The organism is Streptomyces sp. NPDC029152 (genome assembly GCF_055564355.1).
In genome coordinates, this window is sequence record NZ_JBVHWR010000001.1 from 290328 (window position 1) to 317017 (window position 26690).

At 73.5% G+C, this 26690-nt stretch carries 23 protein-coding genes and 1 pseudogene; 15 read left to right on the forward strand and 9 right to left on the reverse strand.

Features of this window, described 5'->3' with window-relative positions; genetic code table 11:
- The first annotated feature begins 92 nt into the window (after positions 1-92).
- Complete coding sequence (locus ACZ4V6_RS01270; RefSeq protein ID WP_467822210.1) at positions 93-467, forward strand: hypothetical protein; 375 nt, start codon at positions 93-95, stop codon at positions 465-467.
- Between the two features lie 94 nt (positions 468-561).
- Positions 562-1986: a S28 family serine protease gene (locus tag ACZ4V6_RS01275; RefSeq protein WP_467821683.1), complete on the forward strand. Its 1425-nt coding sequence runs from the start codon at positions 562-564 to the stop codon at positions 1984-1986.
- 47 nt (positions 1987-2033) lie between these two features.
- Here the strand turns inward: ACZ4V6_RS01275 and ACZ4V6_RS01280 are convergent.
- The 3 genes and pseudogenes from ACZ4V6_RS01280 to ACZ4V6_RS01290 all read right to left on the reverse strand — a co-directional run bounded on the left by ACZ4V6_RS01280 (position 2034) and on the right by ACZ4V6_RS01290 (position 5915).
- Positions 2034-2662 (reverse strand): annotated as a pseudogene (locus tag ACZ4V6_RS01280) (hypothetical protein).
- Positions 2663-2778: 116 nt separating this feature from the next.
- Positions 2779-4623: a glycoside hydrolase family 3 protein gene (locus ACZ4V6_RS01285; protein WP_467821684.1), complete on the reverse strand. Its 1845-nt coding sequence runs from the start codon at positions 4621-4623 to the stop codon at positions 2779-2781.
- A gap of 353 nt (positions 4624-4976) precedes the next feature.
- Positions 4977-5915: a LysR family transcriptional regulator gene (locus ACZ4V6_RS01290; protein ID WP_467821685.1), complete on the reverse strand. Its 939-nt coding sequence runs from the start codon at positions 5913-5915 to the stop codon at positions 4977-4979.
- Between the two features lie 96 nt (positions 5916-6011).
- On the opposite strand from ACZ4V6_RS01290, the gene ACZ4V6_RS01295 reads away from it, so the two are divergent.
- The 3 genes from ACZ4V6_RS01295 to ACZ4V6_RS01305 all read left to right on the forward strand — a co-directional run bounded on the left by ACZ4V6_RS01295 (position 6012) and on the right by ACZ4V6_RS01305 (position 8899).
- Positions 6012-6998, forward strand: coding sequence for an EamA family transporter (locus ACZ4V6_RS01295; protein WP_467821686.1), 987 nt, complete (start codon positions 6012-6014; stop codon positions 6996-6998).
- Positions 6919-7560: a GNAT family N-acetyltransferase gene (locus ACZ4V6_RS01300; protein ID WP_467821687.1), complete on the forward strand. Its 642-nt coding sequence runs from the start codon at positions 6919-6921 to the stop codon at positions 7558-7560. The genes ACZ4V6_RS01295 and ACZ4V6_RS01300 overlap by 80 nt, the downstream gene beginning before the upstream one ends.
- Positions 7561-7888: 328 nt before the next feature.
- A complete protein-coding gene (locus ACZ4V6_RS01305) occupies positions 7889-8899 on the forward strand; it encodes a DUF2637 domain-containing protein (protein ID WP_467821688.1) in 1011 nt (336 codons plus the stop codon).
- Here the strand turns inward: ACZ4V6_RS01305 and ACZ4V6_RS01310 are convergent.
- Positions 8866-9666: a sugar phosphate isomerase/epimerase family protein gene (locus tag ACZ4V6_RS01310; protein WP_467821689.1), complete on the reverse strand. Its 801-nt coding sequence runs from the start codon at positions 9664-9666 to the stop codon at positions 8866-8868. The genes ACZ4V6_RS01305 and ACZ4V6_RS01310 overlap by 34 nt on opposite strands.
- 142 nt (positions 9667-9808) lie before the next feature.
- Positions 9809-10855, reverse strand: a complete 1047-nt coding sequence (locus ACZ4V6_RS01315) for a LacI family DNA-binding transcriptional regulator (protein ID WP_467821690.1) — start codon at positions 10853-10855, stop codon at positions 9809-9811.
- A 249-nt stretch (positions 10856-11104) separates the two neighbouring features.
- Here ACZ4V6_RS01315 and ACZ4V6_RS01320 point away from each other — a divergent pair, with 249 nt between their 5' ends.
- The 7 genes from ACZ4V6_RS01320 to ACZ4V6_RS01350 all read left to right on the forward strand — a co-directional run bounded on the left by ACZ4V6_RS01320 (position 11105) and on the right by ACZ4V6_RS01350 (position 19067).
- A complete protein-coding gene (locus ACZ4V6_RS01320) occupies positions 11105-12256 on the forward strand; it encodes a Gfo/Idh/MocA family protein (RefSeq protein WP_467821691.1) in 1152 nt (383 codons plus the stop codon).
- Positions 12253-13404, forward strand: a complete 1152-nt coding sequence (locus ACZ4V6_RS01325; RefSeq protein ID WP_467821692.1) for a dihydrodipicolinate synthase family protein — start codon at positions 12253-12255, stop codon at positions 13402-13404. The genes ACZ4V6_RS01320 and ACZ4V6_RS01325 overlap by 4 nt, the downstream gene beginning before the upstream one ends.
- Positions 13401-14243, forward strand: coding sequence for a sugar phosphate isomerase/epimerase family protein (locus tag ACZ4V6_RS01330; RefSeq protein WP_467821693.1), 843 nt, complete (start codon positions 13401-13403; stop codon positions 14241-14243). Before ACZ4V6_RS01325 ends, ACZ4V6_RS01330 begins: the two co-directional genes overlap by 4 nt.
- A gap of 181 nt (positions 14244-14424) precedes the next feature.
- Complete coding sequence (locus ACZ4V6_RS01335) at positions 14425-15687, forward strand: sulfotransferase family protein (protein ID WP_467821694.1); 1263 nt, start codon at positions 14425-14427, stop codon at positions 15685-15687.
- Positions 15688-15814: 127 nt separating this feature from the next.
- The gene (locus ACZ4V6_RS01340; RefSeq protein ID WP_467821695.1) at positions 15815-17269 is read left to right on the forward strand and encodes an MFS transporter; all 1455 of its coding nucleotides are present in this window, start codon (positions 15815-15817) and stop codon (positions 17267-17269) included.
- Positions 17270-17311: 42 nt separating this feature from the next.
- Positions 17312-18466: an acyltransferase family protein gene (locus tag ACZ4V6_RS01345; protein ID WP_467821696.1), complete on the forward strand. Its 1155-nt coding sequence runs from the start codon at positions 17312-17314 to the stop codon at positions 18464-18466.
- 157 nt (positions 18467-18623) lie between these two features.
- A complete protein-coding gene (locus ACZ4V6_RS01350) occupies positions 18624-19067 on the forward strand; it encodes a MarR family winged helix-turn-helix transcriptional regulator (RefSeq protein ID WP_467821697.1) in 444 nt (147 codons plus the stop codon).
- An 89-nt stretch (positions 19068-19156) separates the two neighbouring features.
- Here ACZ4V6_RS01350 and ACZ4V6_RS01355 read toward each other — a convergent pair whose 3' ends face one another.
- The 4 genes from ACZ4V6_RS01355 to ACZ4V6_RS01370 form a co-directional block, all read right to left on the reverse strand.
- Positions 19157-19954 (reverse strand): alpha/beta fold hydrolase, encoded by a 798-nt coding sequence (locus tag ACZ4V6_RS01355; RefSeq protein ID WP_467821698.1) that lies wholly within the window; start codon positions 19952-19954, stop codon positions 19157-19159.
- A 116-nt stretch (positions 19955-20070) separates the two neighbouring features.
- Complete coding sequence (locus ACZ4V6_RS01360; RefSeq protein ID WP_467821699.1) at positions 20071-21717, reverse strand: FAD-binding oxidoreductase; 1647 nt, start codon at positions 21715-21717, stop codon at positions 20071-20073.
- Positions 21710-23005, reverse strand: a complete 1296-nt coding sequence (locus ACZ4V6_RS01365; RefSeq protein ID WP_467821700.1) for an MFS transporter — start codon at positions 23003-23005, stop codon at positions 21710-21712. Before ACZ4V6_RS01365 ends, ACZ4V6_RS01360 begins: the two co-directional genes overlap by 8 nt.
- 55 nt (positions 23006-23060) lie before the next feature.
- A complete protein-coding gene (locus ACZ4V6_RS01370) occupies positions 23061-23969 on the reverse strand; it encodes an NADP-dependent oxidoreductase (protein ID WP_467821701.1) in 909 nt (302 codons plus the stop codon).
- A 242-nt stretch (positions 23970-24211) separates the two neighbouring features.
- Between ACZ4V6_RS01370 and ACZ4V6_RS01375 the strand changes: the two genes are divergently transcribed.
- From ACZ4V6_RS01375 to ACZ4V6_RS01385, 3 genes are read left to right on the forward strand one after another with little or no spacing between them, the layout of a single operon-like run.
- Positions 24212-25459, forward strand: coding sequence for a sedoheptulose 7-phosphate cyclase (locus tag ACZ4V6_RS01375; RefSeq protein ID WP_467821702.1), 1248 nt, complete (start codon positions 24212-24214; stop codon positions 25457-25459).
- Positions 25452-26255 carry a cupin domain-containing protein gene (locus tag ACZ4V6_RS01380; protein ID WP_467821703.1) on the forward strand — a complete coding sequence of 268 codons (804 nt, stop codon included), beginning with the start codon at positions 25452-25454 and terminating at the stop codon, positions 26253-26255. Before ACZ4V6_RS01375 ends, ACZ4V6_RS01380 begins: the two co-directional genes overlap by 8 nt.
- Complete coding sequence (locus ACZ4V6_RS01385) at positions 26252-26677, forward strand: hypothetical protein (protein ID WP_467821704.1); 426 nt, start codon at positions 26252-26254, stop codon at positions 26675-26677. Before ACZ4V6_RS01380 ends, ACZ4V6_RS01385 begins: the two co-directional genes overlap by 4 nt.
- Positions 26678-26690 lie beyond the last annotated feature (13 nt).

The window sequence follows — 26690 nt, forward strand, 5'->3', positions numbered from 1 at the left end:
CGCAACCATTCGAACCGACTCACGCGTCCGTACATCCGTACGTCAGCGATCACCGTACGGAAGGGGCCGTCGTGGACAGGGGTGGTTCCGGAATGCGCCGGCGGCTGGCGGCCGGCGCGGCCGTGCTGACCGCGGCGGGACTCCTCGCGGTCGCGGCGCCCCACGAGGTGCAGGCGGCCGCCGCGCCGTGCGCGGGCCGCAAGGTCCGCACGCTGCCGTTCCCCACCGGGTTCGTGCTCGTCTACAAGCGCGGCGGCCGCGTCTGCGCCGTCACCGTCCCCAAGAGGACCGGCACCAAGCGGAAGATGTTCGTCAGCGTGCAGGCGCGCGGCGGCCGGCCGGTCGTCGACGAGGGGCGCTACGCCTACCGGGCCGGGCCGGTGACCGTGCCCGCCGGACGGCGGTGCGTGTGGGTGCGGGGCGGCGTGGACCGGGGCGCCGTCAGCTCCGGCTGGATCCTCTGCTGAGACGGCCCGCGCCGGCCATTTCCTCATCTCCCCTGGTGTACGGGTGTGTTGCTCCGATAGCTTCCGGCGCACATCTGTTTCACAGGGAGGGTGCATGCGCAAGGCGCTCAGATGGCTGCTGGCGCTCGTGGTGCTCGTGGGCACCGCCGGCACGGCGGGTGCGGCCACCGCCGCCGAGCCGAAGGCCGTCGACATCAAGGACCGGCTGCTGTCCATACCGGGCATGAGCCTGATCGAGGAGAAGCCGTACACCGGCTACCGCTTCTTCGTCCTGAACTACACGCAGCCGGTCGACCACCGGCACCCGTCCAAGGGCACGTTCCAGCAGCGGATCACCGTGCTGCACAAGGACGTGAGCCGCCCGACGGTGTTCTACACCGGCGGCTACAACGTCTCCACGAACCCGAGCCGCCGCGAGCCGACCCAGATCGTGGACGGCAACCAGGTCTCCATGGAGTACCGCTACTTCACCCCGTCCCGGCCCCAGCCGGCCGACTGGTCCAAGCTGGACATCTGGCAGGCGGCCAGCGACCAGCACCGCATCTTCCAGGCCCTCAAGCCGCTCTACTCCGAGAACTGGATCTCCACGGGCGGCTCCAAGGGCGGCATGACCGCCACCTACTACGAGCGCTTCTACCCGCGCGACATGGACGGCGTCGTGGCCTACGTCGCCCCCAACGACGTGGTGAACAAGGAGGACTCGGCCTACGACCGCTTCTTCGCGACCGTCGGCACCAAGGAGTGCCGCGACCGCCTGAACGGCGTGCAGCGCGAGGCGCTGGTGCGCCGCGCGCCGCTGGAGAAGAAGTACGCGGCGTACGCGGCCGAGAACGGCTACACCTTCGACACGATCGGCAGCCTGGACCGCGCCTACGAGGCCGTCGTCCTCGACTACGTGTGGGGCTTCTGGCAGTACAGCACCCTGAAGGACTGCGCGGACATCCCGGCCGACGCCCAGAACGCCACGGACGACGCGATCTGGGAGTCGGTGGACACGATCTCCGGCTTCTCCGCCTACACCGACCAGGGCCTGACCACGTACACGCCGTACTACTACCAGGCGGGCACGCAGCTCGGCGCGCCGACGATCCACTTCCCGCACATCGAGAAGAAGTACATCCGCTACGGCTACCAGCCGCCGCGCAACTTCGTGCCCCGCGACATCCCGATGACGTTCCAGCCGTGGGCGATGCGGGACGTCGACACCTGGGTGCGGCACCACGCCAACCAGATGCTGTTCGTGTACGGCGAGAACGACCCGTGGGGCGCCGAGCCGTTCCGCCTCGGCCACGGGGCGCGCGACTCCTACGTGTTCACCGCCCCCGGCATGAACCACGGCGCCAACGTCGCCGGCCTGGTGCCCGAGCAGAAGGCCCTGGCGACCGCCCGCATCCTCGAGTGGGCCGGCGTCGCCCCCGCCACCGTCCGGCAGGACCCGTCGGCGGCCAGGCCGCTGGCGGCGTTCGACGCCAGGCTGGACAAGCGGGACGTGCGGCACGAGTCCACGCTGCGCCCGTAGCACCGCGTCACGCCCCGGCCGCGTCCGGCCGCCGAGCGCGCAGGCGTTCACAGCGGCCGGGCGCAGCCCACCGGACGTTCGTCGTCCCCGAGGCGGACGAACAGGGCGGTCCCGGCGGGGCACCGGTCCCGGCGGGTGACCGCCTCGACCACCTCGTACCGGGGTTTCCGCTCGCCCTCGCCGTCGCACGCGGTCTCGCGGACCCTTCCGCTCCCGGCGTCGTGGACGCAGTCGCCGACGATGGTGCGCGGGCCGCCCCCGCCCCCCGGGTCACCGGGGTGCGGGGGCTGGAGCGAGCGCATGCAGGCGTAGCCCCGGGCCACGGCCCCGTCCCCGTCCTCGTCGGCGGAGGGCCGCTGCTCGCTGATGTGCAGGACGAAGTCGGTGGTCGCCGGGCAGGGCGGCCCGGGTCGTGCCGGGCCACGACCCGGGCCGCCGCCAGCTCGCTCGCGCACGGCACCTCGGTGAAGCTGACCGTCCCGAACGAACTGCACTCGTCGACCGCCAGGAACACCGCCCCGTACCCGGACGGCCGGACGACCGCCGCCGGCGTCCGCTCGCCGCCCCGCCCGGCCGCCCCCGCCCCGCCGGGCGAAGGGCTCTGACAGCCCGCCACCAGCCCGGCGCACAGCGCCGGGAGCGCGCACAGCACGCCCGTGAACCGTCTCCCACGCATCGCAGCCCCCCGGGTCCCCCGTCCAGCGTGACCCGTCGCGGCGGGCGCACGCCAGACGCGCGGGGTGCTTTGCGCACGGTGAGGGGCTGCGCTCCCGGCGCGTTGCGCAGGCCGCGCTACGCCCGGTACGACAGGCCGTGGCCGACCGGGTACAGCACCGTCGCCGGATCGTCCGCCCGCACCACCGGCACGGGCAGCTTCCCGCGCGGCCGCACCCGCCCGGCGACGACCCGGGCCGCCGCCCGCACCTCGACGTCCGTCCACGAGTAGGCGGCCAGGAAGGCGGGGACGCCGGGGAGCTGGGCCACGTCGTACGGGTTGCGGACGGCGACCGCCACCACCGGCTTCCCGGTCGCCAGCAGCCGGTTCACCAGCGTGCGCTGGCTGCTGCCCGCGGTGACGTTGTACGTGGCGACCACCACCGCGTCCACGTCCCCGGCGGCGGCGACCGCCCGGTCGATGACCGCGGCGGTGGGCGCGGTGCCCGTGGACAGGGCGGTGGCCGTGAAGCCCAGTTCGCCCAGTGCGCCCGCGAGCGTGCTCGTCGGCGGGCCCGTCGTGCCCGACGGGGAGGCGGGATCGGCGCCGACGACCAGCAGCCTCGGCGTCCGGCGCCGGGACAGCGGCAGCAGTCGCCCCTCGTTGACCAGCAGCGTCGTGCTCCGCTCGGCGATCCGGTCGGCGGCGGCCAGATGCCCCCGGGTGCCGACCGTGCGGTCGACGTCCCGGCTCGTGGTGTAGGCGTCCTCGAAGAGGCCCAGTCCGGCCTTCAGCCGCAGCACGCGCAGGATCGATTCGTCGAGCCGCGCCTCGGTCAGCTCGCCCTCGCGCACGGCCGTCAGGACGGCGTTCCACGCGAGGTCCAGGTTCGGCGGGTTGAGGAGCTGGTCGACGCCGGCCTTCAGGGCCAGCACCGGCACCCGGTCGTCGCCGTACTTCGTCCGTACGCCCTCCATGCCGAGGGAGTCGGTGACCACGACGCCGTCGTAGCCGAGTTCCTCGCGCAGGATGCCGGTGAGGATCGGGCGGGAGAGGGTGGCCGGGTCGCCGGAGTCGTCGAGCGCCGGGACCACGAGGTGGGCGGTCATGATCGAGTCGATGCCGGCCGCGATCGCCGCGCGGAACGGCGGCGCGTCCAGCTCCTCCCACTGGGCGCGGCTGTGCGTGATGACCGGGAGACCGGTGTGGCTGTCGGTGGCCGTGTCCCCGTGCCCGGGGAAGTGCTTGGCGCACGCGGCGACACCGGAGCGCTGGTACCCCGTCACCTCGGCGGCCACCAGCCCGGCCACCGCCGCGGGGTCGGCGCCGAAGGACCGCACGCCGATCACGGGGTTGGCCGGGTTCACGTTCACGTCGGCGACGGGGGAGTAGTCCTGCCGGATGCCCATGGCGCGCAGCTCGGCGCCCGAGACCTGCCCGAGGGTACGGGCGTCGGACCGCGAGCCGTTCGCGCCGACGGCCATCGCGCCGGGGAACAGGGTCGCCGGCTCGCCCACGCGGGCCACTGTCCCGTGCTCCTGGTCCGTGGAGATCAGCACCGGCAGCCCGCGCGGCAGCGACAGGGACGCCTTCTGGATGCCGTTGGACAGACCGGCGATCTGCTGCGGGTCGCGGGTGTTGTGCGCCCAGGCGAAGTAGATGATGCCGCCGACCCGGTACCTGGCCACCAGCTCGGCGGCCGTGCGGACGCCGATCTCCTTGAGGTTGGCGTCGATGTCGGCCTGGTCGGGCGCGGTGGCGGAGTGGCCGTAGACCCGCATCACGAAGAGCTGGCCGACCTTCTCCTCGAGCGTCATGCGGGAGACGAGGGCGCGGAGCCCGGCGTCGTCGGGCCGGTGCCGCCCGGCGTACGCGGTGCCGCCTGCCGCGAGCGCCGCGGTGACGCCCGCGGTGGCGGCGAGGACGGTACGTCTGGAGGGTCGTGCGGTGCTTCCCGGGCCGGCCGTGCTGCTGTGGTGCACGTGCGCTCCTTCCGGAGTGATCCGCTGCGGGATCGCTGGAGAGCTGCTGAAGGAAACTTCCAAGGAGCCACCAATATCCGGGAAGTTTCTGCCAGTCAAGGGAGCGCACAGGAGTCGTCCCGCGGGCCGGGCGGGGGAGGGGCCGGGGCCGCCACCGGCGCTCGGGAGGGGGGCGCGCCGATGGCGGCGTGCTGCCGGCCGCGGTGCGGAGGGGAGGGTGGTCAGCGATCGCAGCCAGCAGCGAGGCCGACACCGCACCGTGGTGACTCTTCCGGCAACGTGCGGGTTGGACGAGCGGGGCCCGGCCCCGGTTCCCGGCCCGGGCGCGGTTTCCGAAGTCGGTGCCGGTGGGGTCAGCGGGGCGCCCGTGCCGAGGACGGGCCGGTGTGCGCGGAGACGGCCGGCCAGTGCGCACGCAGGGCGCGCACGGTCTCCGCGATCGCCGGACGCCGGGCGGCCCCCGTGCGCCACAGCGCGTACAGCCGCCGTACGGGCATCGGGTCGAGCGCCACCTCCACCACCCCGGCGGGCAGCGGGCCGCGCCCCAGCCGGGGGATCACCGCGATGCCGAGGCCGGCGGCGACCAGGGCCACCAGCGTGGGGTTCTCGTCGGCCTGGTGGACGATGTCCGGCTCGTGCCCGGCCGTCCGCAGGGTCCGCACCAGCCAGTCGTGGCAGACCCGGCCGGGCGGCTGGCAGATCCAGCGCTGCCCGCCCAGATCCTCCCGCCGCACCCCTTCGCGCCCCGCGAAGGGGTGCCCTTCGGGGACGAGCAGGTCGCACAGGTCCTCGCCGATCGGGGCCTGTTCCACGCCGGCCGCGGCGGGCAGCGGCGCGATGTCCCAGTCGTGGGCGACGACGAGGTCGACGGCGCCCTTCGCCACCAGGTCCACGGACAGGTGCGGGTCGGCCTCGCTGAGCCGGGTGTCGAGCGCGGGGTGGCGCGCCGCCAGGTCGGCCAGCACGGGGGGCAGCAGCCCGCGCGCCGCCGACGGGAACGCGGCGACGGCCAGCCGTCCCGCCGGCACTCCGCGCCGCTCCTCCAGCTCGGTCTCGGCGCGCTCCACGAGGGCCATCAACTCGCGCGCGGCGGAGGCGAGTTGCCACGCCTCGTCGGTGAGCCGCACTCCGCGGCCCTCCCGTTCCAGGAGCACGGTCCTGGTCTCCCGTTCCAGCTTGGCGATCTGCTGGGAGACGGCGGACGGGGTGAAGCCGAGCGCGGCGGCGGCCGCCCCGACGGTGCCGTGCACGGAGACGGCGTGCAGGGCGCGCAGACGCTGCAGGTCGAGCATGGCGGCTCCCGGGGGACGAGGACTTAGCGTTGCTTCATCCAACCATGCAGCAATCATCGCTGGTGCTACATGGTCGGGCCGGGTGATCCTCGACGCATGCGACCTTCCCACCTCGCCCTCGGCGTGCTCGTCGCCGCCGTCTGGGGCGTCAACTTCACGGTCATCGAGATCGGCCTCGACCACTTCCCGCCCCTCCTCTTCTCCGCCCTGCGCTTCCTGGCGGCGGCCCTGCCCGCCGTCTTCCTCGTGGGCCGCCCGAAGGTGGCCTGGAAGTGGATCGTGGCGGTGGGCCTGGTGCTGGGGGTGGCCAAGTTCGGCCTGGTCTTCGTCGGCATGGACGCGGGCATGCCGGCCGGCCTGTCGTCGCTGGTGCTGCAGATCCAGGCGGTGTTCACGGCGGTGATCGCGGCGGCGGTACTGGGCGAACGCCCCACCGGCGTCCGGGTGCTGGGCATGCTGGTGGCCTGCGCCGGCATCGGCGTGGCGGCCGTCGACGAGGGCGCCTCCGGCCCGCTGGGCGCCTTCGCGATGGTGGTCGGCGCGGCGGCCGCCTGGGGCGTGTCCAACGTCCTGACCCGCAAGGCCTCCCCGCCCGACGCGCTGAACTTCATGGTGTGGGTGTCCACCGTCCCCGTCCTGCCGCTCCTCGCCCTGTCCCTGCTGACGGAGGGCTCCTCCCGGGACCTCGCGGCCCTGCGCGGCCTGGACTGGCAGGGCGCGGGCACGCTGCTGTTCGTCGCCTGGGTCTCGACGGTCTTCGGCTTCGGCGCCTGGGGCTGGCTGCTGCGCCGCCACCCCGCCTCGACGGTCGCGCCGTTCTCCCTCCTGGTCCCCGTCTTCGGGATGACGTCGGCGGCCCTGTTCCTGGGCGAGCCGGTGAGCCCGCTGCGGTGGTGCGCGGCGGCCCTGCTGGTGGGCGGGGTGGCGCTGACGTCGGTGACCCGCCCGCGCCGCGGGGAGAACCCGTTCGACGGCGACGGTCCCGGGCGGGAGGATCCGGCGGGTGACGTGCACGCCGGAGGCACCGGTCCTCGAAGGCACGCCGGTACGGCCGGCGCCGTCGGGTCCGCGGCACGCGGCTGACCTCGCCCTGGCGGCGGAGGAGGAACGCGGCACCTACGTGTTCACCCGGGTGCCCCGGACCGAAGGGATCGGCGCGTACCTCGACGTCCAGGCGGCCCGTGCGGCGACGGGACGGCCGGCGCCGTTCGCGCGGATCTCCCTCGCCACGGGGCGTGCGGCCGGCGCCACGGCGTACCGGGAGCCGCGGTCGTGGCCGGCCGGGGACCGGTTCGACGCCGTCGAGGCCGGATTCACGTGGCCGGCGCGCTCCGCCCATGGCCTCGGCGTCAACGCCGAGGCCGGACTGCTCCTGTTCCGGCACGCCGTCGAGGTCCGGGGCGTCTCGCGGGTCGGCCTGAAGACGGACGCCCGCAACAGCCGCTCCCGTGCGGCGATCGAGCCGGCGGGCGCCCGCTTCGAGGGCGTCCTGCGCCACTGGTCCCGCTCCCGGGTGCCGGGCGAGGAGGGACGGCTGCGCGACTGCGCGGTCCACTCGGTCACGGCGGGGGAGTGGCCCGGGTGCCGGGCGCGGCCGGAGAGCCGGGTCGCGGCCCACTCGCACCGGGAACGCCCCCGCGCATAATCACTCCGGAACGAGGAAGGACGGACAGGCGGACACCAATACAGAGTAATAGTCGGGATATTCCTTCACTCGTTTGCCGCGCATCCGGCTGAGACGGCCGACGTTAGTGAGGGCATGACCAAGGTAACTGGGGGGAAGTGTCTCCCTTGGGATTCCGAGCGGAAGAACGTGGTGGGGGACCAGGGCGGAGCACCCGCCGCCCTCAGGGAGACCGAGCCGATTCTGCGTGATTTCCTGAACGTCATGGGCGAGCTCCAGGAAGATCTCGCCGGGCGGTGGGCCGCGACGAAGGAACGGCCCGTCCTCTCGCGAGCCGAGTGACCGGACCGTGCACGACGAAGAACTGTACGGCGGACCGGATCCCTCCCTCTACGGCACACCCCGGTACGAAGCGGGCCACGGTCGTCACCGCGCGCCCGACGACGACCTCTCGATGCCCCTCCCCGACATGTCCTGGGACCCGGCCGAGGAACTGGCCTTCATGCTCCAGGACGCCCTGGAGGAGCAGCTCCCCGAGCCACCGTCCCCCCGGGACGAGGCGCCGGCCACGGGTCCGGCGCCGGGCGGCCCCCCGCAGGACCTCCAGGACATCACGGCCGAGCTGCCGCCGCTGAGGGCGTCCGCCCGCAGCCACCGCAAGGTGCGGGAACGACGCGGCCCGCGAGGACTCCAGGCGGTCAGCTACGTCATCGCCGCCGCCATCACCGTCATCACCTCCGCGGTCAGCCTCTTCGGCGGCATGGTCGCCTACGACCCCCTGCGCGTCGTCGCCCTGACCCGCCTGCAGACGGGCGCCGTGTCGTGGTGGCCCCTGCTCGTCTACGGTCCCTGGCTCGCGGCGTCGCTGTCCGTCCTGCGGGCGGCGCTGCACCGGCGCCGTGCCGTGCACTCCTGGTGCGTCGTCCTGGCGTTCTCGCTCATCGCGATGCTCCTGTGCGTGGCCGCCCAGACGCCCGGGTCCGTCATCGACGTCGCCGCCGCCGCGCTGCCCGGCCTGGCGTCCCTGACCTGCTTCCAGCAGCTCGTGCGCCAGATCACCCTGACCCGCCCGCCCCGGCGCACCGCGCCCCGGCACCGTCTGCGGCCCTCGTCCCGGGAAGGGGCCGGCGCGGAGCGGGTGCCCGGCCCGGCGCCGGCCCCGGGCCCCCGCTCCCCGGGCGCGCGGCGCGAGGGCGCCCGGCCCGCCGCCGGCCGACGGCCGTCGGAGCCCACGGCGAAGACGTACGTGATCAGCGACAACCGGCCGCTGCGGGACCGGGCCCGGCGCCCGCCCGGTCCCTTCCCGCAGCCCCGGCGCGCCGGCCGTCAGGCCGACTCGTTGAGCAGCCGGGCGAGGTGACGGCGGCCCTCGTCCAGCAGACCGGGCAGCGGGGCGGCCGCCTCGTACCACCGTTTCTCGTACTCCCAGCACAGCCAGCCGTCCCAGCCCCCGCGGGAGAGCACCTCCACGCACTCGGCCAGCGGCAGCACGCCCGCGCCGAGCGGCAGCGGCGTGGTGTCGTCGGGCGAGGCGACGTCCTTGACCTGGACGTAGCCGAGGTGCGGGGCGAGCGCCGCGAAGGTCTCCGCGGGCTGCTCGCCGCCCAGCCAGGTGTGCAGGACGTCCCACAGGGCGCCGGCCTGGCGGTGGCCGACCAGGCCGAGCACGCGCATCGCGTCGGCGCCGGTGGGATGCGAGTCGTGGGTCTCCAGCAGGATGCGCACACCCGCGTCGGTGGCGTACTCGGCGGCGGTGCCCAGACGCCGGGCTGCCGTCGCGTCGGCCTCCTCGGGGCTCTGGCCGCTACCGCCGCCGGGGAAGACGCGGACGTACGGGGCGCCCAGGTCGCGGGCCAGGCCGAGCAGGTCGCGGATCTCGGCGACGACGGCGTCGTCGTCACCGGGCGCGGCGACCCGCGCGTACCCCGCGACGCCGAGCACCTCGACGCCGGCCGCCTTGAACGCGGCGGCGGCGTCGGCCCGTTCGCCGGGGGAGAGGCCGGGGTGGACCGGCTCCTCGGGGTGGGCGCGCAGTTCGACGCCGTGGTATCCGTGGGCGGTGGCGAGCCGCAGCACGTCGGGCAGCGGCAGTCCGGGCAGACCGAGGGTGGAGAACGCCAGCTTCATGCCCGGGGACCCTACCCGCGATCGGCCCGCCGATTCCCGCGCCACGAAGATGTCGTGGCCGGAGCCGTCCCGGGGTGCCCGGGCGCGCCGTCCCCGGACGGCGCCGGCACGGACGCCGCGCACCGGCCGGGAAGCGGCACCGTCACTTCCGGGGAACCCCGGAGGACCCCCGCACCATCAACTCCCCCCGCACCGTGGCGATGTCCCCGGGCGGCGCCTCCTCGCGCCCCATCGCGATCCGCCCGGCCCGCGCCCCCGCCTCCGCCAGCGGCAGCCGGACCGTCGTCAGCGCGGGCACCGCGTCGATGCTGAACGGCAGGTCGTCGAAGCCGGCCACCGACACGTCCGCCGGGATCCGCAGCCCGGAGTCCCGCAGCGCCGCGCACGCCCCCAGCGCGACGGTGTCGTTCGCGGCGACGACCGCGGTCAGGGCCGGGTCCCTGCGCAGGAGTTCGAGCGTGGCCTCGTAGCCGGACCGCCGGTCGTAGCGGCCGTGGACCGTCCAGCGGGGGTCCTCCTCGACGCCGTGCGCGGCGAGCGCGGCCCGGTGTCCCTCCAGCCGGTGCCGGGTGGTGGTCCGCTCCTCGGGACCCGCGATGTAGCCGAGCCGCCGGTGACCGAGGCCGATCAGGTGCTCGGTCAGCTCCCGGCCGCCCCCGCGGTTGTCGAAGGTCAGCGCGATCGCCCCGGTCCCCGGTGCCGGGGGCCGCCCGCACAGCACCACCCGCGTCCCGGCCTCCGACAGCTTGCGCAGCTTCGACGCCACCGCCGCCTGGTGCGCCGCGTCCTCCATCGCCCCGCCGGTCAGCACGACGGCCGCCGCGCGCTGCCGCTGGAGCAGCGTGAGGTAGGTCAGCTCGCGCTCCGGGGCGCCGCCGGTGTTGCAGACCACGGCGAGTCTCTCGCCGCCTGCTCTGCCGCCCGGCCCCCCGATCTCGGACTGGATCGCACCGGCCATCACCCCGAAGAAGGGGTCGGCGATGTCGTTGACCAGGATTCCGACCAGGTCGGACGTCGCGGCGGCCAGCGCGCTCGCGGGGCCGTTGAGCACGTAGTCCAGCTCGTCGACCGCCTTGAGCACCCGCTCCCGGGTGGAGGCGGCCACGGGATAGTTCCCGTTCAGCACGCGCGAGACCGTCGCCGGGGAGACCTGGGCGCGGGCCGCCACGTCCGCCAGTGTCACCGTCATGTCCTCGTCCTCCGGTCGCGCTCTCGTCGTACGCCCTCGTACCCGGGCCCGGATCCGGCCAGGTCCCGTGCCGACCTTACGGCCACCGGCCGCCGCTGTTCGCCCCCTCGAACAACTCGCCCCCGGCCGCGGTCTTGTCCGGACCGCCGTCCACAGGCTAGCTTCATAGCGAATAGAAAGCGCTTGCTGTATCGCCTTGTCCCGATCCTCGGCGTACGCGGCGCGCGGACCGCGTACGAAGGGAACGACGTGACACGCAAGACGGTGCGTATCGCCATGAACGGTGTGACCGGACGCATGGGCTACCGGCAGCACCTCGTCCGCTCCATCCTGGCCATCCGCGAGCAGGGCGGTCTCGACCTCGGCGGCGGCACCGTGCTGTGGCCGGAGCCGGTCCTGGTCGGCCGCCGCGAGCACGCGCTCAGGGAGCTGGCCGAGCGGCACGGGCTGGAACACGTCTCGACGGACGTGGACGCGGTCCTCGCCGACGAGAGCGTCGAGATCTACTTCGACGCCCAGGTGACCTCGGCCCGCGAGGAGGCGATCAGGAAGGCGATCGCCGCGGGCAAGCACGTCTACACCGAGAAGCCGACCGCCACCGGCCTGGACGGCGCCCTGGAGCTGGCCCGCCTGGCGAACGGCGCCGGCATCAAGCACGGCGTCGTCCAGGACAAGCTGTTCCTCCCCGGCCTGCTCAAGCTCAAGCGCCTCATCGACGGCGGCTTCTTCGGCCGGATCCTGTCCGTGCGCGGCGAGTTCGGCTACTGGGTCTTCGAGGGCGACTGGCAGTCCGCCCAGCGCCCCTCGTGGAACTACCGCGCGGAGGACGGCGGCGGCATCGTCGTCGACATGTTCCCGCACTGGGAGTACGTGCTGCACGAGCTGTTCGGCCGGGTGACGTCCGTCCAGGCCCTCACCGCCACCCACGTCCCGCAGCGCTGGGACGAGGACGGCAAGCCCTACGACGCCACCGCCGACGACGCCGCGTACGGCGTCTTCGAGCTCGAGGGCGGCGTGATCGCGCAGATCAACTCCTCCTGGGCGGTCCGCGTCAACCGCGACGAGCTGGTGGAGTTCCAGGTCGACGGCACCGAGGGCTCCGCGGTCGCGGGGCTGCGCAACTGCCGCGTCCAGCACCGCTCGGCCACCCCGAAGCCGGTCTGGAACCCGGACATCCCCGCCACCGAGGTCTTCCGCGACCAGTGGCAGGAGGTCCCGGACAACGGCGAGTTCGACAACGGCTTCAAGGCCCAGTGGGAGCTGTTCCTGCGCCACGTCCACGCCGACGCCCCCTACCACTGGGACCTGCTGGCCGGCGCCCGCGGCGTCCAGCTCGCCGAACTGGGCCTGAGGTCCTCGGCCGAGGGCCGCCGCCTCGACGTACCGGAGATCTCCCTGTGACCCTCCACCTGCCCGACGCGAACGGCACCCTGCGTGCCTACGAGCCGCGCACCGAACCCCTGGCCGTATCTTCGGGAAGCGCTTTCACCTCCCGCACGGTCTTCTCCGCGGCGCACGTCGTCGCCGATCCGTACGCGGACACCACGCCCGACGGCCCCGCCGCCGTCGACTGGGACGCCACCCTCGCCTTCCGCCGCCACCTGTGGTCGCACGGGCTCGGCGTCGCCGAGGCCATGGACACCGCCCAGCGCGGCATGGGCCTGGACTGGGCCGGCGCGGCCGAGCTGATCCGCCGCTCGGCCGCCGAGGCGAAGGCGTGCGGCGGCCGCATCGCCTGCGGCGTGGGCACCGACCAGCTCGCCGCCGGCACCCTCGCCGAGGTCCGCGCGGCCTACGAGGAACAGCTGGCCGTCGTGGAGGAGTCGGGCGCCCAGGCCATCCTGATGGCCTCCCGCGCCCTCGCCGCCACGGCCCGGGGCCCCGAGGACTACCTGGAGGTCTACGGCCACCTGCTGCGCCAGGCCGCCGAGCCGGTGATCCTGCACTGGCTGGGCCCGATGTTCGACCCGGCGCTGGAGGGCTACTGGGGCTCGTCCGACCTGGACGCGGCGACGGACACCTTCCTGGAGGTCATCGCCGCCCACCCCGACAAGGTCGACGGCATCAAGGTCTCGCTGCTGGACGCCCGGCGCGAGGTCGACCTGCGCCGCCGCCTGCCGCAGGGCGTGCGCTGCTACACGGGTGACGACTTCAACTACCCCGAGCTGATCGCCGGCGACGACCAGGGCTTCAGCCACGCCCTGCTCGGCGTCTTCGACCCGCTGGGTCCGCTGGCGGCCGAGGCGGTCCGCGTCCTGGACACGGGGAACACGGAGGGTTTCCGCGCCCTCCTCGACCCCACGGTCCCCCTCTCCCGTCACCTCTTCCAGGCGCCCACCCGCTTCTACAAGACGGGCGTGGTCTTCCTGGCCTGGCTCGCGGGCCACCAGGACCACTTCACGATGGTCGGCGGCCTCCAGTCGGCCCGCTCCCTGCCGCACTTCGCCCGTGCCTACGAACTCGCCGACGGACTGGGCCTGTTCCCGGACCCGAAGCTGGCGGAGGAACGGATGAGGGCCCTGCTGAGCCTGTACGGGGTGAACCGATGACCGGTCCCGCGCCCGACCTGACCCGCTTCAGCATCAACCAGATGACGGTCAAGCAGCTGTCCCTGCCGGAACTGACCGCGGCCTGCCGCGACCTGGGCGTCGGCAACGTCGGCCTGTGGCGCGAGCCGGTCCGGGCCCACGGCGTCGAGGCGACGGCCAAGCTGGTCCGCGACGCGGGCCTGTCCGTCACCACCCTGTGCCGCGGCGGCTTCCTCACCGCCATCGACGCCGGCGAGCGCGCGAGGGCCCTCGACGACAACCGCCGCGCCGTCGACGAGGCGGCCGCCCTCGGCACCGACACGCTGGTCCTGGTCTCGGGCGGCCTCCCCGCCGGTGACAAGGACCTGCGCGCCGCCCGCGAGCGCATCGCGGACGCGCTGGCGGAGCTGGGACCGTACGCCGAACGGCACGGCGTACGCCTCGCCATCGAGCCGCTCCACCCCATGTTCGCCTCCGACCGCTGCGTGGTCTCCACCCTCACCCAGGCCCTGGACATCGCCGAACGCTTCCCGGCCCACCAGGTCGGCGTCACGGTCGACACGTACCACGTCTGGTGGGACGACCAGGCCCCCGCCCAGATCGCCCGGGCCGGCGCGGGCGGCCGCATCCACACCTTCCAGCTCGCCGACTGGACCACCCCCCTCCCCGAGGGCGTCCTCAACGGCCGCGGCCAGATCGGCGACGGCGCGATCGACATGCGGGAGTGGAAGGGGTACGTCGAGGCGGCCGGGTACACCGGCGCCATCGAGGTCGAACTCTTCAACGACGCCCTGTGGGCCCGCGACGGACGGGAGGTGCTGGCGGAGACGGCGGCGCGGTTCGCACGGCACGCGGCGTAGCCTTCCTGCTCCTGCTCCTGCTCCTGCTCCTGCTCCTGCCCCTTCCCTCCTCCCTCCGGCCGACGATTGTGGCAAGTTGCCAAAGGCGTACCCGTGGCGGCGCCCGAGGCCGTGCGGAGGGCGGGGGCGGCGGTAGCGTCCAGGTCGTCCTGGTGTTCGGACGCACCCAGAAGGAAACCCGATGAGCGAGCAGCACGTGCGGTCGGCCCCGGTGCGGGAATCCTCGTTGCCCTGGCGCTGCGGCGGCGGGGGTCCGGCCTGGGGCGCCTCGAACCCGTCCCTCCCGCGCCGCGGGCGGCCCGCGCCGCAGGACCGGCTCGCGGTGGGTGACCTGCTGGAGCGGGTGCGCGAGGACGGTGAGGAGGAAGCGCCACGGCTGCGCTTCCTTCCCGCCCTGGAGCGGCTCGTCTCGTCGCTCGACACCGAGGCCGGCCTGCACGCGCAGGGGCGTGCCGCCGTACGCCGCGAACTCGTGGAGGCCCTGGTCCGCCAACGGCAGCTGGTACGGCTGCTGCGGGACCGCCCGGCGATCGCCCTGACCGACATCAGGGCCCCGGTGTTCGTCACCGGTCTGCCGGGCAGCGGCGCGGCACTGCTCCACAACCTGTTGGCGGAGCACCCGGGCCTCGACGCTCCCGCCCTGTGGGAACTGGCGGACCCCGGTACCGAACTCGTCGGCATCCGGCAGCGGCGGGCCGCCATGCGGCGGGCCCGTACCGAGGCTGAGGAAGCGGCCCGGTCGACCCTGGGGCGAGGTACGGGGCAGCTGCTGCGGCACACCCGCCCCGGCGGTTGCCACCGCCTCCTCGCCAACGCGTTCCACAGCATGACGGCCACGCTCGCCTGGCGCGTGCCGGGTTACGGGGCCTGGCTCGAGGAGGCGGACCTCACCGAGGCCTACGCCTTCCACCGCGCCCAGCTGCAGGCGATCACCTGGCGGATCCCCGGCTCCCCCCTGGTGCTCCGCGACCCCTTCCACTCCCGCCATCTGCGCGCTCTGCTGCACGCGTACCCGGACGCCAGGATCGTCCACGTGCACCGCAGCCCCGCGGACGTCGTGAGCGCCTGTGCCGGGATCAGCGCCGCCCGGAGGCTGCGCACCGCACCGGTGGGCGACCCGGGCGCGGTGGGCACCGAGTGGACGGAGCGTGTGGAGCGGCACTTCGCGGCGTCGGAGCAGGCCAGGACGGCACTGCCCCGGGCCCGTCTCCTCGACGTCCGGCACGCGGAGCTGGTGGCCGATCCCGTCCGGCAGGTACGGCGCGTCCAGCGGTTCGCCGGCGTGACGCCCACCCCGCTGACCGACCGCGCCGCCGCCGAGCTGGCCGCGCGGTCGAGCAGGGCGGCGCGTGCCGCGCGCCCCTTCCGGCCCGAGGAGTTCGGCCTCTCCCGCCGCCGGCTCGACGGCCGCTTCGCCGTGTACCGGACGACGTACGGCGTCTGAACCCCCTGGGACCGGCCCCTTCCGGACCGGCCCCCGAGACCGGCCCCCTGGGACCGGCCTCCTGAGAACCCCTGAAGCGCATCACGATCCGGCCCCCGGGCCGAAGGGAGAAGCAGAGGTGCCGCCCATGACGACACAGGCCCTGGAGACGTCCGACGACGACGAAGGAGCGACGACGGTGACGACCGCCCCCGGCGACGACGGGCCGGAGCCGGACCCGCCGCCGCGCAGACTCGGTTTCGCCGTGGGCGTCGTGGCCCTCGGCGGGCTGCTGTTCGGCTTCGACACGGGAGTGATCTCCGGCGCCCTGCTCTTCCTGAAGACGGACTTCCACCTGTCCGCGCTCCAGGAAGGCACGGTGATCTCCTCCCTCCTGCTGGGCGCCGCGGCGGGTGCGTTCGGCAGCGGGCGGCCGGCCGACCGCTGGGGCAGGCGCCGGACCCTGATCGTCGTCGCGGCCACCTTCACCCTGGGCCTGGCCATGGCCACCCTGGCCGTCGGTTTCTGGACCATGATCGCGGCACGGGTGGTGCTCGGACTCGCGGTGGGTTCCGCGTCGACGGTCGTCCCGCTCTATCTGGCCGAGATCGCGCCGCCCCGGCTGCGCGGACGCCTCATCACCGTCAACCAGATCCTGCTGACCGCCGGAATCCTGGTCTCCTACCTCGTCAACCTGTGGTTCGCGGACGAAGCCGACTGGCGGGCCATGTTCGGGGTGGGCCTGGTGCCCTCGCTGCTGATGCTGGCCGGGTTGTTCCTCGTGCCCGAGAGCCCGGTGTGGCTGAGCGGCCGCGGGCAGGAGCGGGGACGGGAGCGGAAGGGCGCGGGCCGGGCCGGCCGGCGCGGCCGTCTCACCGACGCCACCGTGCGCCGGGCGCTGCTGATCGGGCTGACGCTGGGCGCCGTACAGCAGTTCGCCGGGATCAACACCATCATCTACTACGCCCCCAGCATCATGCGGCGCGCGGGACTGCCCGCGACCAACTCGATCCAGTACTCCGTCGTGATCGGCGTGGTCAACCTGCTGATGACGGTGGCCGCCGTCCCCCTCATCGACCGTGCGGGCCGGCGTCCGCTGCTCGTGCTGTCCCTGACCGGCATGGCGTCGGCCCTGGTTCCGCTGGGCTTCGCCCTGGACGGCGGGTTCGGCCCCGCCTCGCACGTCGTCGCCCTCGTCTGCATGGGCGTGTACGTCTCGTCCTTCGCCATCGGGCTCGGCCCGGTCTTCTGGATCCTGGCCGCGGAGGTCTTCCCGCCCTCCCTGCGGGCCTGGGGCGCCGCACTGTGCGCCCTGGTCAACTGGGCCGCCAACTTCCTCGTGGGCCAGCTCTTCCTGCCCGCGGCGGACCTGGTGGGGGAGTCGGTCGTCTTCTGGTTCTTCGCGGCGGTGGCGCTGGCCGCTCTGTGGTTCGTGCTGCGGTACGTCCCCGAGACGAAGAACCGGCCGTTCGCCGCGATCCAGGAGGAGCTCATGGCCCGCGCCGCCGCCGCGCCCGCCCGCGCCGCCGTCGCGGGCGCTCCCCCACGCACTTCCCCACGCGCTCACCCGCCGACTCCTACCTCCGTCTCCACGTCCGAATAAATGCTTGATCAAGCATTGTTGTCGCCTTCCTGAGGAGCTTCCATGACCACGCACGCCAGACCCGCCGAAGCGCCGGAGCTCGACGCGTCACCACCGGGGTTCTCGCGGCTGCCCTCGCTGACCGGCATGCGGTTCGTCGCCGCGATGATGGTCTTCCTGTTCCACTCCTCGCTGACCACCGAACCGCCGCTGAACCCCTTCAGCGGCACGGCCTCCGACCTCTACCACGCGGCCTTCACCAAGACCGGGTGGATGGGCGTCACCTTCTTCTTCCTGCTCAGCGGCTTCGTGCTCACCTACTCGGCGCGGCCGGACGACACCCGGCGCCGCTTCTGGCGCCGGCGGCTGGTCAAGCTCTACCCGAGCCACGTCGCCGGGTGGGCCGGTGCCATGGTGCTCTTCGCCGCGGCCACCGCCACGTGGCAGCAGTGGCTGCCCAACCTGCTCCTCCTGCAGACCTGGATACCCGACTACCACACCTACCTGAGCATCAACCCGCCCAGCTGGTCGCTCTCCTGCGAGGTCTTCTTCTACCTCTGCTTCCCCCTGCTGCACCACTGGATCAAGCGGATCCGGCCCGAGCGGCTGTGGGCGTGGGCGGGCGGTCTGGTCGTCGCGATCACCGCGGTCCCCGCGCTCGCCTACCTCCTGCTGCCCGACGGCACGATGTCCAACGGCTTCCCCGTCTCCGAGGTCCAGTACTGGGCCGTCTACATGCTGCCGCCGGTGCGCACCCTCGACTTCGCCCTGGGCATGATCATGGCGCGCATCGTGATGAGCGGCCGCTGGATCCGCCTCGGACTCCTGCCGGCCTGCGTCCTGGTGCTCGTGGGCTACGCCGTCGCCAACGCCGTGCCCTGGCTCTTCGGCCTCAACGCCGCGGCCCTCGTGCCGTTCGCGCTGCTCATCCCCGCCGCCGCCACCACCGACCTGCGCGGGGAGCGCTCGCCCTTCCGCGGCCGGGTCCTGATCTGGCTGGGCGAGGTGTCGTTCGCCTTCTACATCGTGCACAACGTCCTGATGGTGTGGGTGCGTTCGCTGATCGGCGAGAGCCGGCTCTACGGCGTGCCCGGGGGCGTCGGCGTCATCGCGCTCTACTTCGCGCTGTGCCTCGCCGTGGCCTGGCTGCTGCACAAGGGCGTCGAGATGCCGATGATGCGGAGGTTCAGCAAGCCCCGCGCGAGGGTCCGGTCCTGACGGTCCACGCGGTCGCCGGCCGGTGCGCGTCCCACGGGGGCGCGCACCGGCCGGTTCCCGTGCCGGGGGGTTGCTCTATGCTTGCAGAAGCAAGTTCATCGTTCGGCGGAGTCGTGCCGCGGCGGGCGCCGAGCACGGGACAAGGTGGTGCAGGGACATGGCGGTGAGCGGACGGGGACGGCTGGGCGGTCAGCAGGAGCTGTGGCGGCAGCTGCTGTTGCTCGTCAACGGCGTGGGGTCGACGCTCGACAAGAAGCTGCAGCGCCGGCACGGCATCACGTCGTCGGAGTTCACCACGCTGTCCATCCTCGCCGGCGGCGCCCTGCGGATGCAGGAGCTGGCCGACTCGGTGGGCCTGAGCCAGTCCACGATGAGCCGCCTGGTGACCCGCCTGGAGAGCGCGGGGCTCGCCGCGCGCACGGCGGGCGAGGAGGACCGGCGGGTGATGTTCGCCCACCTCACCGAGGACGGCAGGAAGCTGGTCTCCGGGGCCCAGGGCACGTTCACCAAGGAGCTGGACCTGGCCCTGGAGGCCGCGGCGTACGAGCCCGCGACGGCGTCCCTGGTGAACCGCCTGCGGCGCGACCCCATGGCCCGCTAGCCGGGCCGGTCACGACGAGGGCCCGGTGAGGGGGACGGAGCGGATCCGTCCCCCTCACCGGGCCCGTGCGCGCCGGGAGGCCTACGGGGTCATGCGGCACTCGCCTCGGCCGCGTCCTGGTGGATGAACCCGTTGATGATCTCGGCCAGTTCGTCCGGCTTCTCGAAGAGCGCGAAGTGGCCCGCCTCCATCTCCACGTACGTGCTGCCGGCGATCGAGGCGTGCAGCTCCCGCGAGTGCCGCACGGGCACCATGCGGTCGTGCTTGGCCCCGATGACCAGCGTCGGCGCCGTGATCTTCGGCAGCAGGCCGGTGATGTCGGTCGTCAGGTTGAGCGCGATCTGACGGCCGATGCCCGCCGGGATGCCACCCGAGACGAGCTCCTCGACGCCCTTGGTGCCCAGGACGTTCAGCTGCTCGTCGGTCCAGCCGTGCAGCTGCAGGAAGCGGCCGAAGGTCTCATGGTCGAGCTGGTCGAGGCGGTGCCACAGGTCGAAGAACAGCCGCTGGCGCTCGTCGAGCGAGGCCCACCCGGTCAGCAGGACCAGGCGGCGCACCAGCTCGGGACGGTCCGCGGCGATCTTGGCCGCGACGACCGCGCCGAGGGACCAGCCCACGAGGTCGACCGGCCCCTCGGCGGGGCTGTCCTCGACGGCCGCGACGACCTGCTCGGCGAGGAGGTCCAGGGTGAGCGGGGCGCCGGCGTCCTTGGTGGCACCGCTGCCGGAGTAGTTGGGGGTGATGACGGTACGGCGGTCGTCGAACTTCTTCAGCAGGTGCTCGTAGCCGGCCGCGTCACCGCCGGTCCCGTGGACCAGCGCGAGGCCGGTTCCGGTGCCGGTGACGAAGTACTCCACCACCGAGTCGGAGGTCGAGACTGTGGGCATGCCGTTCTCCTTTGTCACTGTGCGGATACTCAGGGGTCCGCCCGCGCGGCCCGGGCCGTGCGGGCGGGGGACGTGGCGCGGGAAGGGGGACCGCGCCACGTGGTCGGGGAGGGACCTCAGCGGCGGTCGGACCGCGGCTCGACGGACTGGGCGTGACGCAGCACGCCGCGCGGGTCCCAGGTGGCCTTCGCCCGCTGCAGGCGGGGGTAGTTGTCCTTGTAGTACAGCGTGTGCCAGGGGACGCCGGACTTGTTGTGGTCCGGGTCGCTCAGGTCGACGTCGGCGTAGTTGACGAAGCAGCCGTCGGTGACCCTGCCGGGCGCGGGCACGCCGCCGGTCGCGGCGTACACGTCGCGGTAGAACTCCCGTACCCACGCGATGTTCTCGTCGTCCCCGGACGCGTCCTGCCAGAAGGCCAGGTACTGCAGCTTCATCACCGAGTCCCGCTGGGGCACCGCCGTCGCGCCGGCGTCGACGGCGTTGACGCGCCCGCCGTAGGCGGCGATCAGGAGCAGGGCCGCCGGGTTGCTGTAGTCGGTGCGGGTCAGGTGCTTGTACATGGCGGTGAGCTGGTCGTCGGGGAAGGAGGCGCGCATGTACGCGGACTTGTCCTCGAAGCGCAGGGTCGGATCGCCTCCCGCGAAACCGGGCCACTTGGTGGCGTGCAGGAAGGGCAGCCGCTGGGTGACGGCCTGGGCGGTGACGGGGACGCCCTGGCCCACCGCGGCGACGAACGCCTCCAGGTCCTGCTCGGCGCCGGGCCTGGTGGCGTCGATCTGCGTCACCATGGTGATGGCGCCGCCCGAGCGGTGCGCGGCCTTCAGCTGGCTGAACAGGTCGAGGCAGGAGGAGTCCGGAGCGCCGTGGGCGGCGAACCAGTCGCCGTAGTTCTTCACCAGGCGCTTGAACCCGGCCTGCGTCATGCCCTCCCAGGACCAGGTCACGGTGGAGGTGAGGAGCTCGGCCGGCGGACGCGGCAGGAGCTTCGCCGGGTCCGTGCCGGTGGCGCCCGGGGTGCGCAGCAGGTACTTGGTGACGATGCCGAAGTTGCCGCCGCCGCCCCCGGTGTGGGCCCACCACAGGTCGCGCAGGTCCGGGTCGTCGCTGTCGCGGGTGGCGAGGACCTTGCGGACGGTGCCGTCCTTGCCGACCACGACCACCTCGACGCCGTACAGGTGGTCGACGGTGAGCCCGAACATGCGGGACAGCGCACCGTATCCGCCGCCGACGATGTGACCGCCGGCCGCCACCGAGGGGCAGGAGCCGCCGGGCAGGGTGACGCCCCAGCGCTTGAACAGCGCGCAGTACAGGTCCGAGAGCCAGGCGCCGGGCTCCACGACGAAGGCCCGTCTCGCGGCGTCGAACGAGATGTCCGCGAGCTCCGAGAGGTCGATGACGACCTTGACCTCGGGGTCGGTGGTGAAGCCCTCGTAGCAGTGGCCGCCGCTGCGCACGGCGACGCGCTTGCCCTCGCGGACCGCCTCGCGGACCGCGTCGACGACCTGGTCGGCCGTGTAGACGAGGCGCACGTAGTCGGGACGGCCGACCCAGCGCTGGTTGGTGCCGCGGACCAGCTCCGGGTAGCGGGTGTCCGCCGGGCGGACGGTGATGGCGTCGAGTTCCGCCGCCGTGGCCCCGTCGGCGGCCGCGGCAGGACGTGCGCGGCCGAAGGCCGGGACGACGTCGGCCGAGGCGACGGCCAGGGCGGTGCCGCCGGCCAGGGCGGACTGGCGCAGTATGCGGCGCCGGGTGGGCTCACTCATCGGTTGCGCTCCAGGGAGAGTCGGCCGCCGGTGTCCGAGCGGCGGTGGCGTCGGACGGAACGGGCTGCCGGGGGGTTTCGGAAGACTTGACGGTGTCCGCGGTGGCGGTGGCGGTGGCCGTGTCGGACGGCGCGAGGCCCTCCGCGCGCCGGTCCACGGACAGTTCGCGCACGGCCAGCAGCATCGCGGCCCACGAGAACAGCGCGGCGGCGGTGATCACGACGCGCAGGCCGAGACCGAGGCCGAGCAGCCGGCCGCCGAACCAGGCGCCGAAGGCGATGCCGAGGTTGAAGGCGCCGATGTTCACGGCGACGGCCAGCGTGGGCGCGCCGTCGCCCGCGGAGGTCAGGATGCGGGCCTGCAGGGCGGGCATGACCGCGAAGTAGGCGGCGCCGAACACCACGAGCAGGACGATGACCAGCCAGGGCACGCGGGCCCCGAGCGCCATCAGGACGAGGTCGGCGCCGAGCACGGCGAGCACGCCCACCAGGGACGGCATCAGCGCGCGGTCGGCGAGCCGGCCGCCGATCAGATTGCCGATCAGGGACCCGCCGCCGATCAGGAGCAGCAGCCAGCTCACGGTGGACGGGTCGAAGCCGCCGAGGTCGGTCAGGATCGGGGTCACGAAGGTGTACGCCGTGAACACCCCGGCCATGGCCAACGCGGTGATCAGGATGGCCAGCCGGACCCGGGGGCCGCGCAGGACCCGCAGTTCGGCGGCGGCCCCGCCCTCGGCCCTGGCGGCGTCGGCCGGCAGCAGGGAGGCGACCAGGAGCAGGGCCACCAGGCTCAGCCCGGCGATGCCCCAGAAGGCGGCCCGCCACCCGAGGTGCTGCTCGGTGAGCACGCCGAGGGGCACACCGAGCACGGTGGCGAGGTTCAGGCCGACGGCGACCTTCGAGACCGCGGACGCCTCCTTGCCCGGCGCGGCCATGCCGCTGGCCACCACGATGCACACCGCGAAGAGCGTGCAGTGGGTGAGGGCGGAGAGCACGCGGGCCGTCATGAGGACCCCGTAGCCCGGGGCCAGGGCCGCCAGGGCGTTGCTGACCACGAAGAGCGTCATCAGCCCGAGCAGCAGCGGCTTGCGGGGGACCCGGCTGCCCGCCAGGGTGACCACGGGGCCCGCGATCACCACGCCGAGAGCGTACGCGGTGACGAGCAGGCTCGCGTCGGCGAGCGAGACGTCCAGGTCGCCCGCGACGGCGGGCAGGATGCCGGCGACGACCAGCTCGGCGGTGCCGACGCCGAAGACACAGAGCATCAGGGAGAACAGGGGCAGCGGCATGGCTAGTCCAAGTCGTAGGCGGTCATGAGGGGGCCGTCCGTCGGGCGTGGCCCGTTCACTCCGCCGCGACCAGGAGCTTGCCGCGGCTTCCGCCCGCCGCCAGCCTGCGGTGCGCCTCGCCCACCTCGTCCAGGGAGAACACCCGGGCCGTCCGCAGGGTGAGCACCGACTCGCCGACCAGGCGGCCGAGCCGCGCCAGGCGGTCGCCGTCCTGCTCGACGAACGACATGCGCACGTCGATGCCGCGCTCGGCCACCGGGGGCGCGGTCGGCACGATCGACACGGCGCTGCCGCCGTCGCGCACGCCGTCGAGGGCGGCGGGCTGCCCGGCGGTCTCCAGGAGGTGGTCGGCGACGCCGTGCGGCACCGGGTGCTCGGCGGTGAACACCTCGTGGGCGCCCAGCGCGCGTGCCGCCTCCACGTCGGTGGGCCGGACCAGGGCGAGCACCTTCAGGCCCCGGTCCGCGGCCAGTTGAACGGCGAATCCGCCGACCGCGCCGACCGCGCCGGTGACCAGGAGGGTGCTGCCGGGCGCCGGCGCGAGGGCCTCCAGGGCCTGGTCGGCGGTGAGCCCCGCCAGCGGCAGGCCCGCCGCGTGGACCAGGTCGACGCCGCGGGGCGCCGGCGCGGCCAGGGCCGCGTCCAGGGCGACGTACTCGGCGTGGGTGCCGACGCCCGTGGCCATCTGGGCCGACATGGCGATGACCTGGTCGCCCACGGCGAACCGGGTCACTCCGTCACCGCACTCCACCACGGTGCCCGACAGGTCCCAGCCGAGCACCATCGGGAAGGGGTGGCTCACCCGGCTCGCGGCCTGGCCCGAGCGCACCTCGATGTCGACCGGGTTCACAGCCGAAGCGGCCGCGCGGACGAGGATCTGGCCGGGTCCCGGGACGGGGCGCGGGAGTTCGACGACGGTCAACTGCTCGGGACCGCCGTACCGGTGCAGAACGTTGGCACGCACGACGCAACTCCTTCTTCTGCCGCTTCTGCTTCGACCGCGAACGACCTCCTGGCCGTTGCTTGCGGAAGAAAATAGCATTCGTTATCTACCGATGGTCCGCCCCTGATGCAAGCCACTTGCTACTTGGCCAAGTCGGGATCCGGAAGACGCACTCTGGGAAGTGCATGCTTGACAATGCATATAAATGATCGCCACGCTCCTGGCAGATCCCCCCCCAAGTCCGCATCAACGAGAGGTGTTCCATGTCTGTGTCCAGCTCTGGGCTCGTGGGCCTGTCCGACGGCTCGGCGCGGGCTCTGTCCGGCCCCGGCCTGTACGCCTACAGCGAGCGCATCGACTCCTGGACGGTCCGCGCGTCCAAGCCGGTCAGTTACGAGGTCAGGGTCACGGACGGGCTCTTCGACCTCACGCGGACCGACCTGCTGGAACCGGCCGGCGCCCCCGGGCAGCGCGTCCGCAGATTCGTCGTGCTCGACGCCAACGTCGATCTGCTGCACGGCAACCGCATCCGCGCCTACTTCGACTACCACGACGTCGAGTACAGCCTGTGCGTCGTCCCGGCCAACGAGACCGTCAAGGACTTCGACGTCGTGGCCCGGATCGTCCGCGAGCTCGACGCCTTCGGGATCGACCGCAGGCGCGAGCCGGTCATCGTCATCGGCGGCGGCGTCCTCATGGACATCGTCGGCCTCGCCAGCAGCCTCTACCGGCGCGGCACCCCCTTCGTCCGGGTGCCCACCACGCTGATCGGCCTGGTCGACGCCGGGGTCGGCGCCAAGACGGGGGTCAACTTCAACGGGCACAAGAACCGTCTGGGCACGTACTTCCCGGCCGACCTCACCCTGCTCGACCGGTCCTTCCTCTCCACCCTCGACCGCCGCCACATCGGCAACGGGCTCGCCGAGATCCTCAAGATCGCGCTGATCAAGGACGTACGGCTCTTCGGGCTCCTGGAGGAACACGGTCCGATGCTCCTGGACGACAAGTTCCAGGGCGAGAGCGAGCAGGGCGACGAGGTGGCCCGCGAGGTGGTGCGCCGCGCCATCCACGGCATGCTCGAAGAGCTGCAGCCCAACCTGTGGGAGACCACGCTGGAGCGCTGCGTCGACTACGGCCACACCTTCAGCCCGACCGTGGAGATGCGGGCCCTGCCCGAGCTCCTGCACGGCGAGGCGGTCAGCGTCGACATGGCGCTGACCACCGTGATCGCCCACCACCGCGGTCTCGTCGACACCGTGGACCGCGACCGCGTCCTCGCCGTGATGCGCTCCCTCGAACTGCCCGCCTGGAACGACCTGCTGAACCAGTCCGAGCTGCTGACCGCCGCGCTGCGCGACACCGTCCGCCACCGCGACGGCCTCCAGCGCCTCCCGCTGCCCCGCGGCATCGGCGAGGCGGTCTTCGTCAACGACCTCACCGAGCGGGAACTGCTGGACGCCGTCGCCGACCTGGGGTCCCTCGCGCGGGAGCAGGAGGAGGACCGTGTCTGACCTCCTGTACGCGCCGGCCGGCACCCGCGACGCCGTCGTCGTCGGCGACATCACGGGCCCCGCCGAGATCCACGGAGTGCACGGCACCACCGGGATCACCTGGTGGAAGTGCCTGGCCTCGGGCGCCGACCTGCGCGGCGACTGGGAAGCCGTCGAATGGGCCTCCGTCCCGGCGGGCGGCGTCAGCGGCGAACACCGGCACACCCGCACCGAGGAGATCTACTTCATCCTCTCCGGCAGCGGCGAGATGTACCTGAACGGCGTCGGGCGCCCCGTCGGGCCGGGATCGCTGGTCCTCACCGGCCTCGGCACCGTCCACGGCCTGCGCAACACCGGCCCCGGTGATCTCGACTGGCTGGTGATCGAGATGCGTTCGCCCCGGTTCGCCGCCGCACTCGCCGCCGGCGGCACCGCGCCCGCCGCAGGACACCGCAGCCCCGCGAAGCCCCCGATCCCGCTGAAGGAGACCGCCGTGCGAGCCCGTATCCACGACCTGCGAGCCGAGCGCTCCGTCGACCCGTCCGGGGTCTTCACCGGACCCCTGCGCACCGTCGCCATCGAGACCGTCCCCGCCTCCGGTACGACCGGACTGGCCTCCGAGGGCTGCGAGCACATGGTGTTCGTGCTCTCCGGCACCGGCTGGGTCGACACCGGCGCGGGCACCGCGGAGCTGCGCCCGGGCACCGCCGTCACCCTGCCGCTCGGCACGCGGGCCCGGGTCGGCGCCGACCGCGGCGCGGAGCTGGAACTCTTCCACGCCGAACTCGCCGTCCCCGCGGGGAGGCCGGGCCGGTGATCGTCAACAACCAGGACCTGCCCGCCCGCTTCCTGCGGCCCGGCGCACCGGACACCACCTGGAGGTGCCTCGCCCGCCGCGGCATGCTGCACAGCGAGTGCGAGGCCTTCGAGCAGATACGGCTCGCTCCCGGCGCCGGCTGGACCCACGAACCCGACCACGGCACCGAGGTGGCCCTCTACGTCGTCGCCGGGCGGGGCGCGGCGGACGACGGGGCGGGGGAGCGCCCGCTGGACGCCGGGAGCGTCCTGCTCGTTCCGGCCCGCTCCGCGCTGCGGGTGACCGCGGGACCCGACGGCCTGAACCTCGCCGTCGTACGCGTCCTGCCCAGTGAGGTCACCGCCGAGTTGCCCGCCCGTGTGCCGGAGCTCCCGGCCCACGAGCAGACCGCGATCTTCCGCCCGGAATCCGACGGGCCCTGACCCAGGAGGGGAT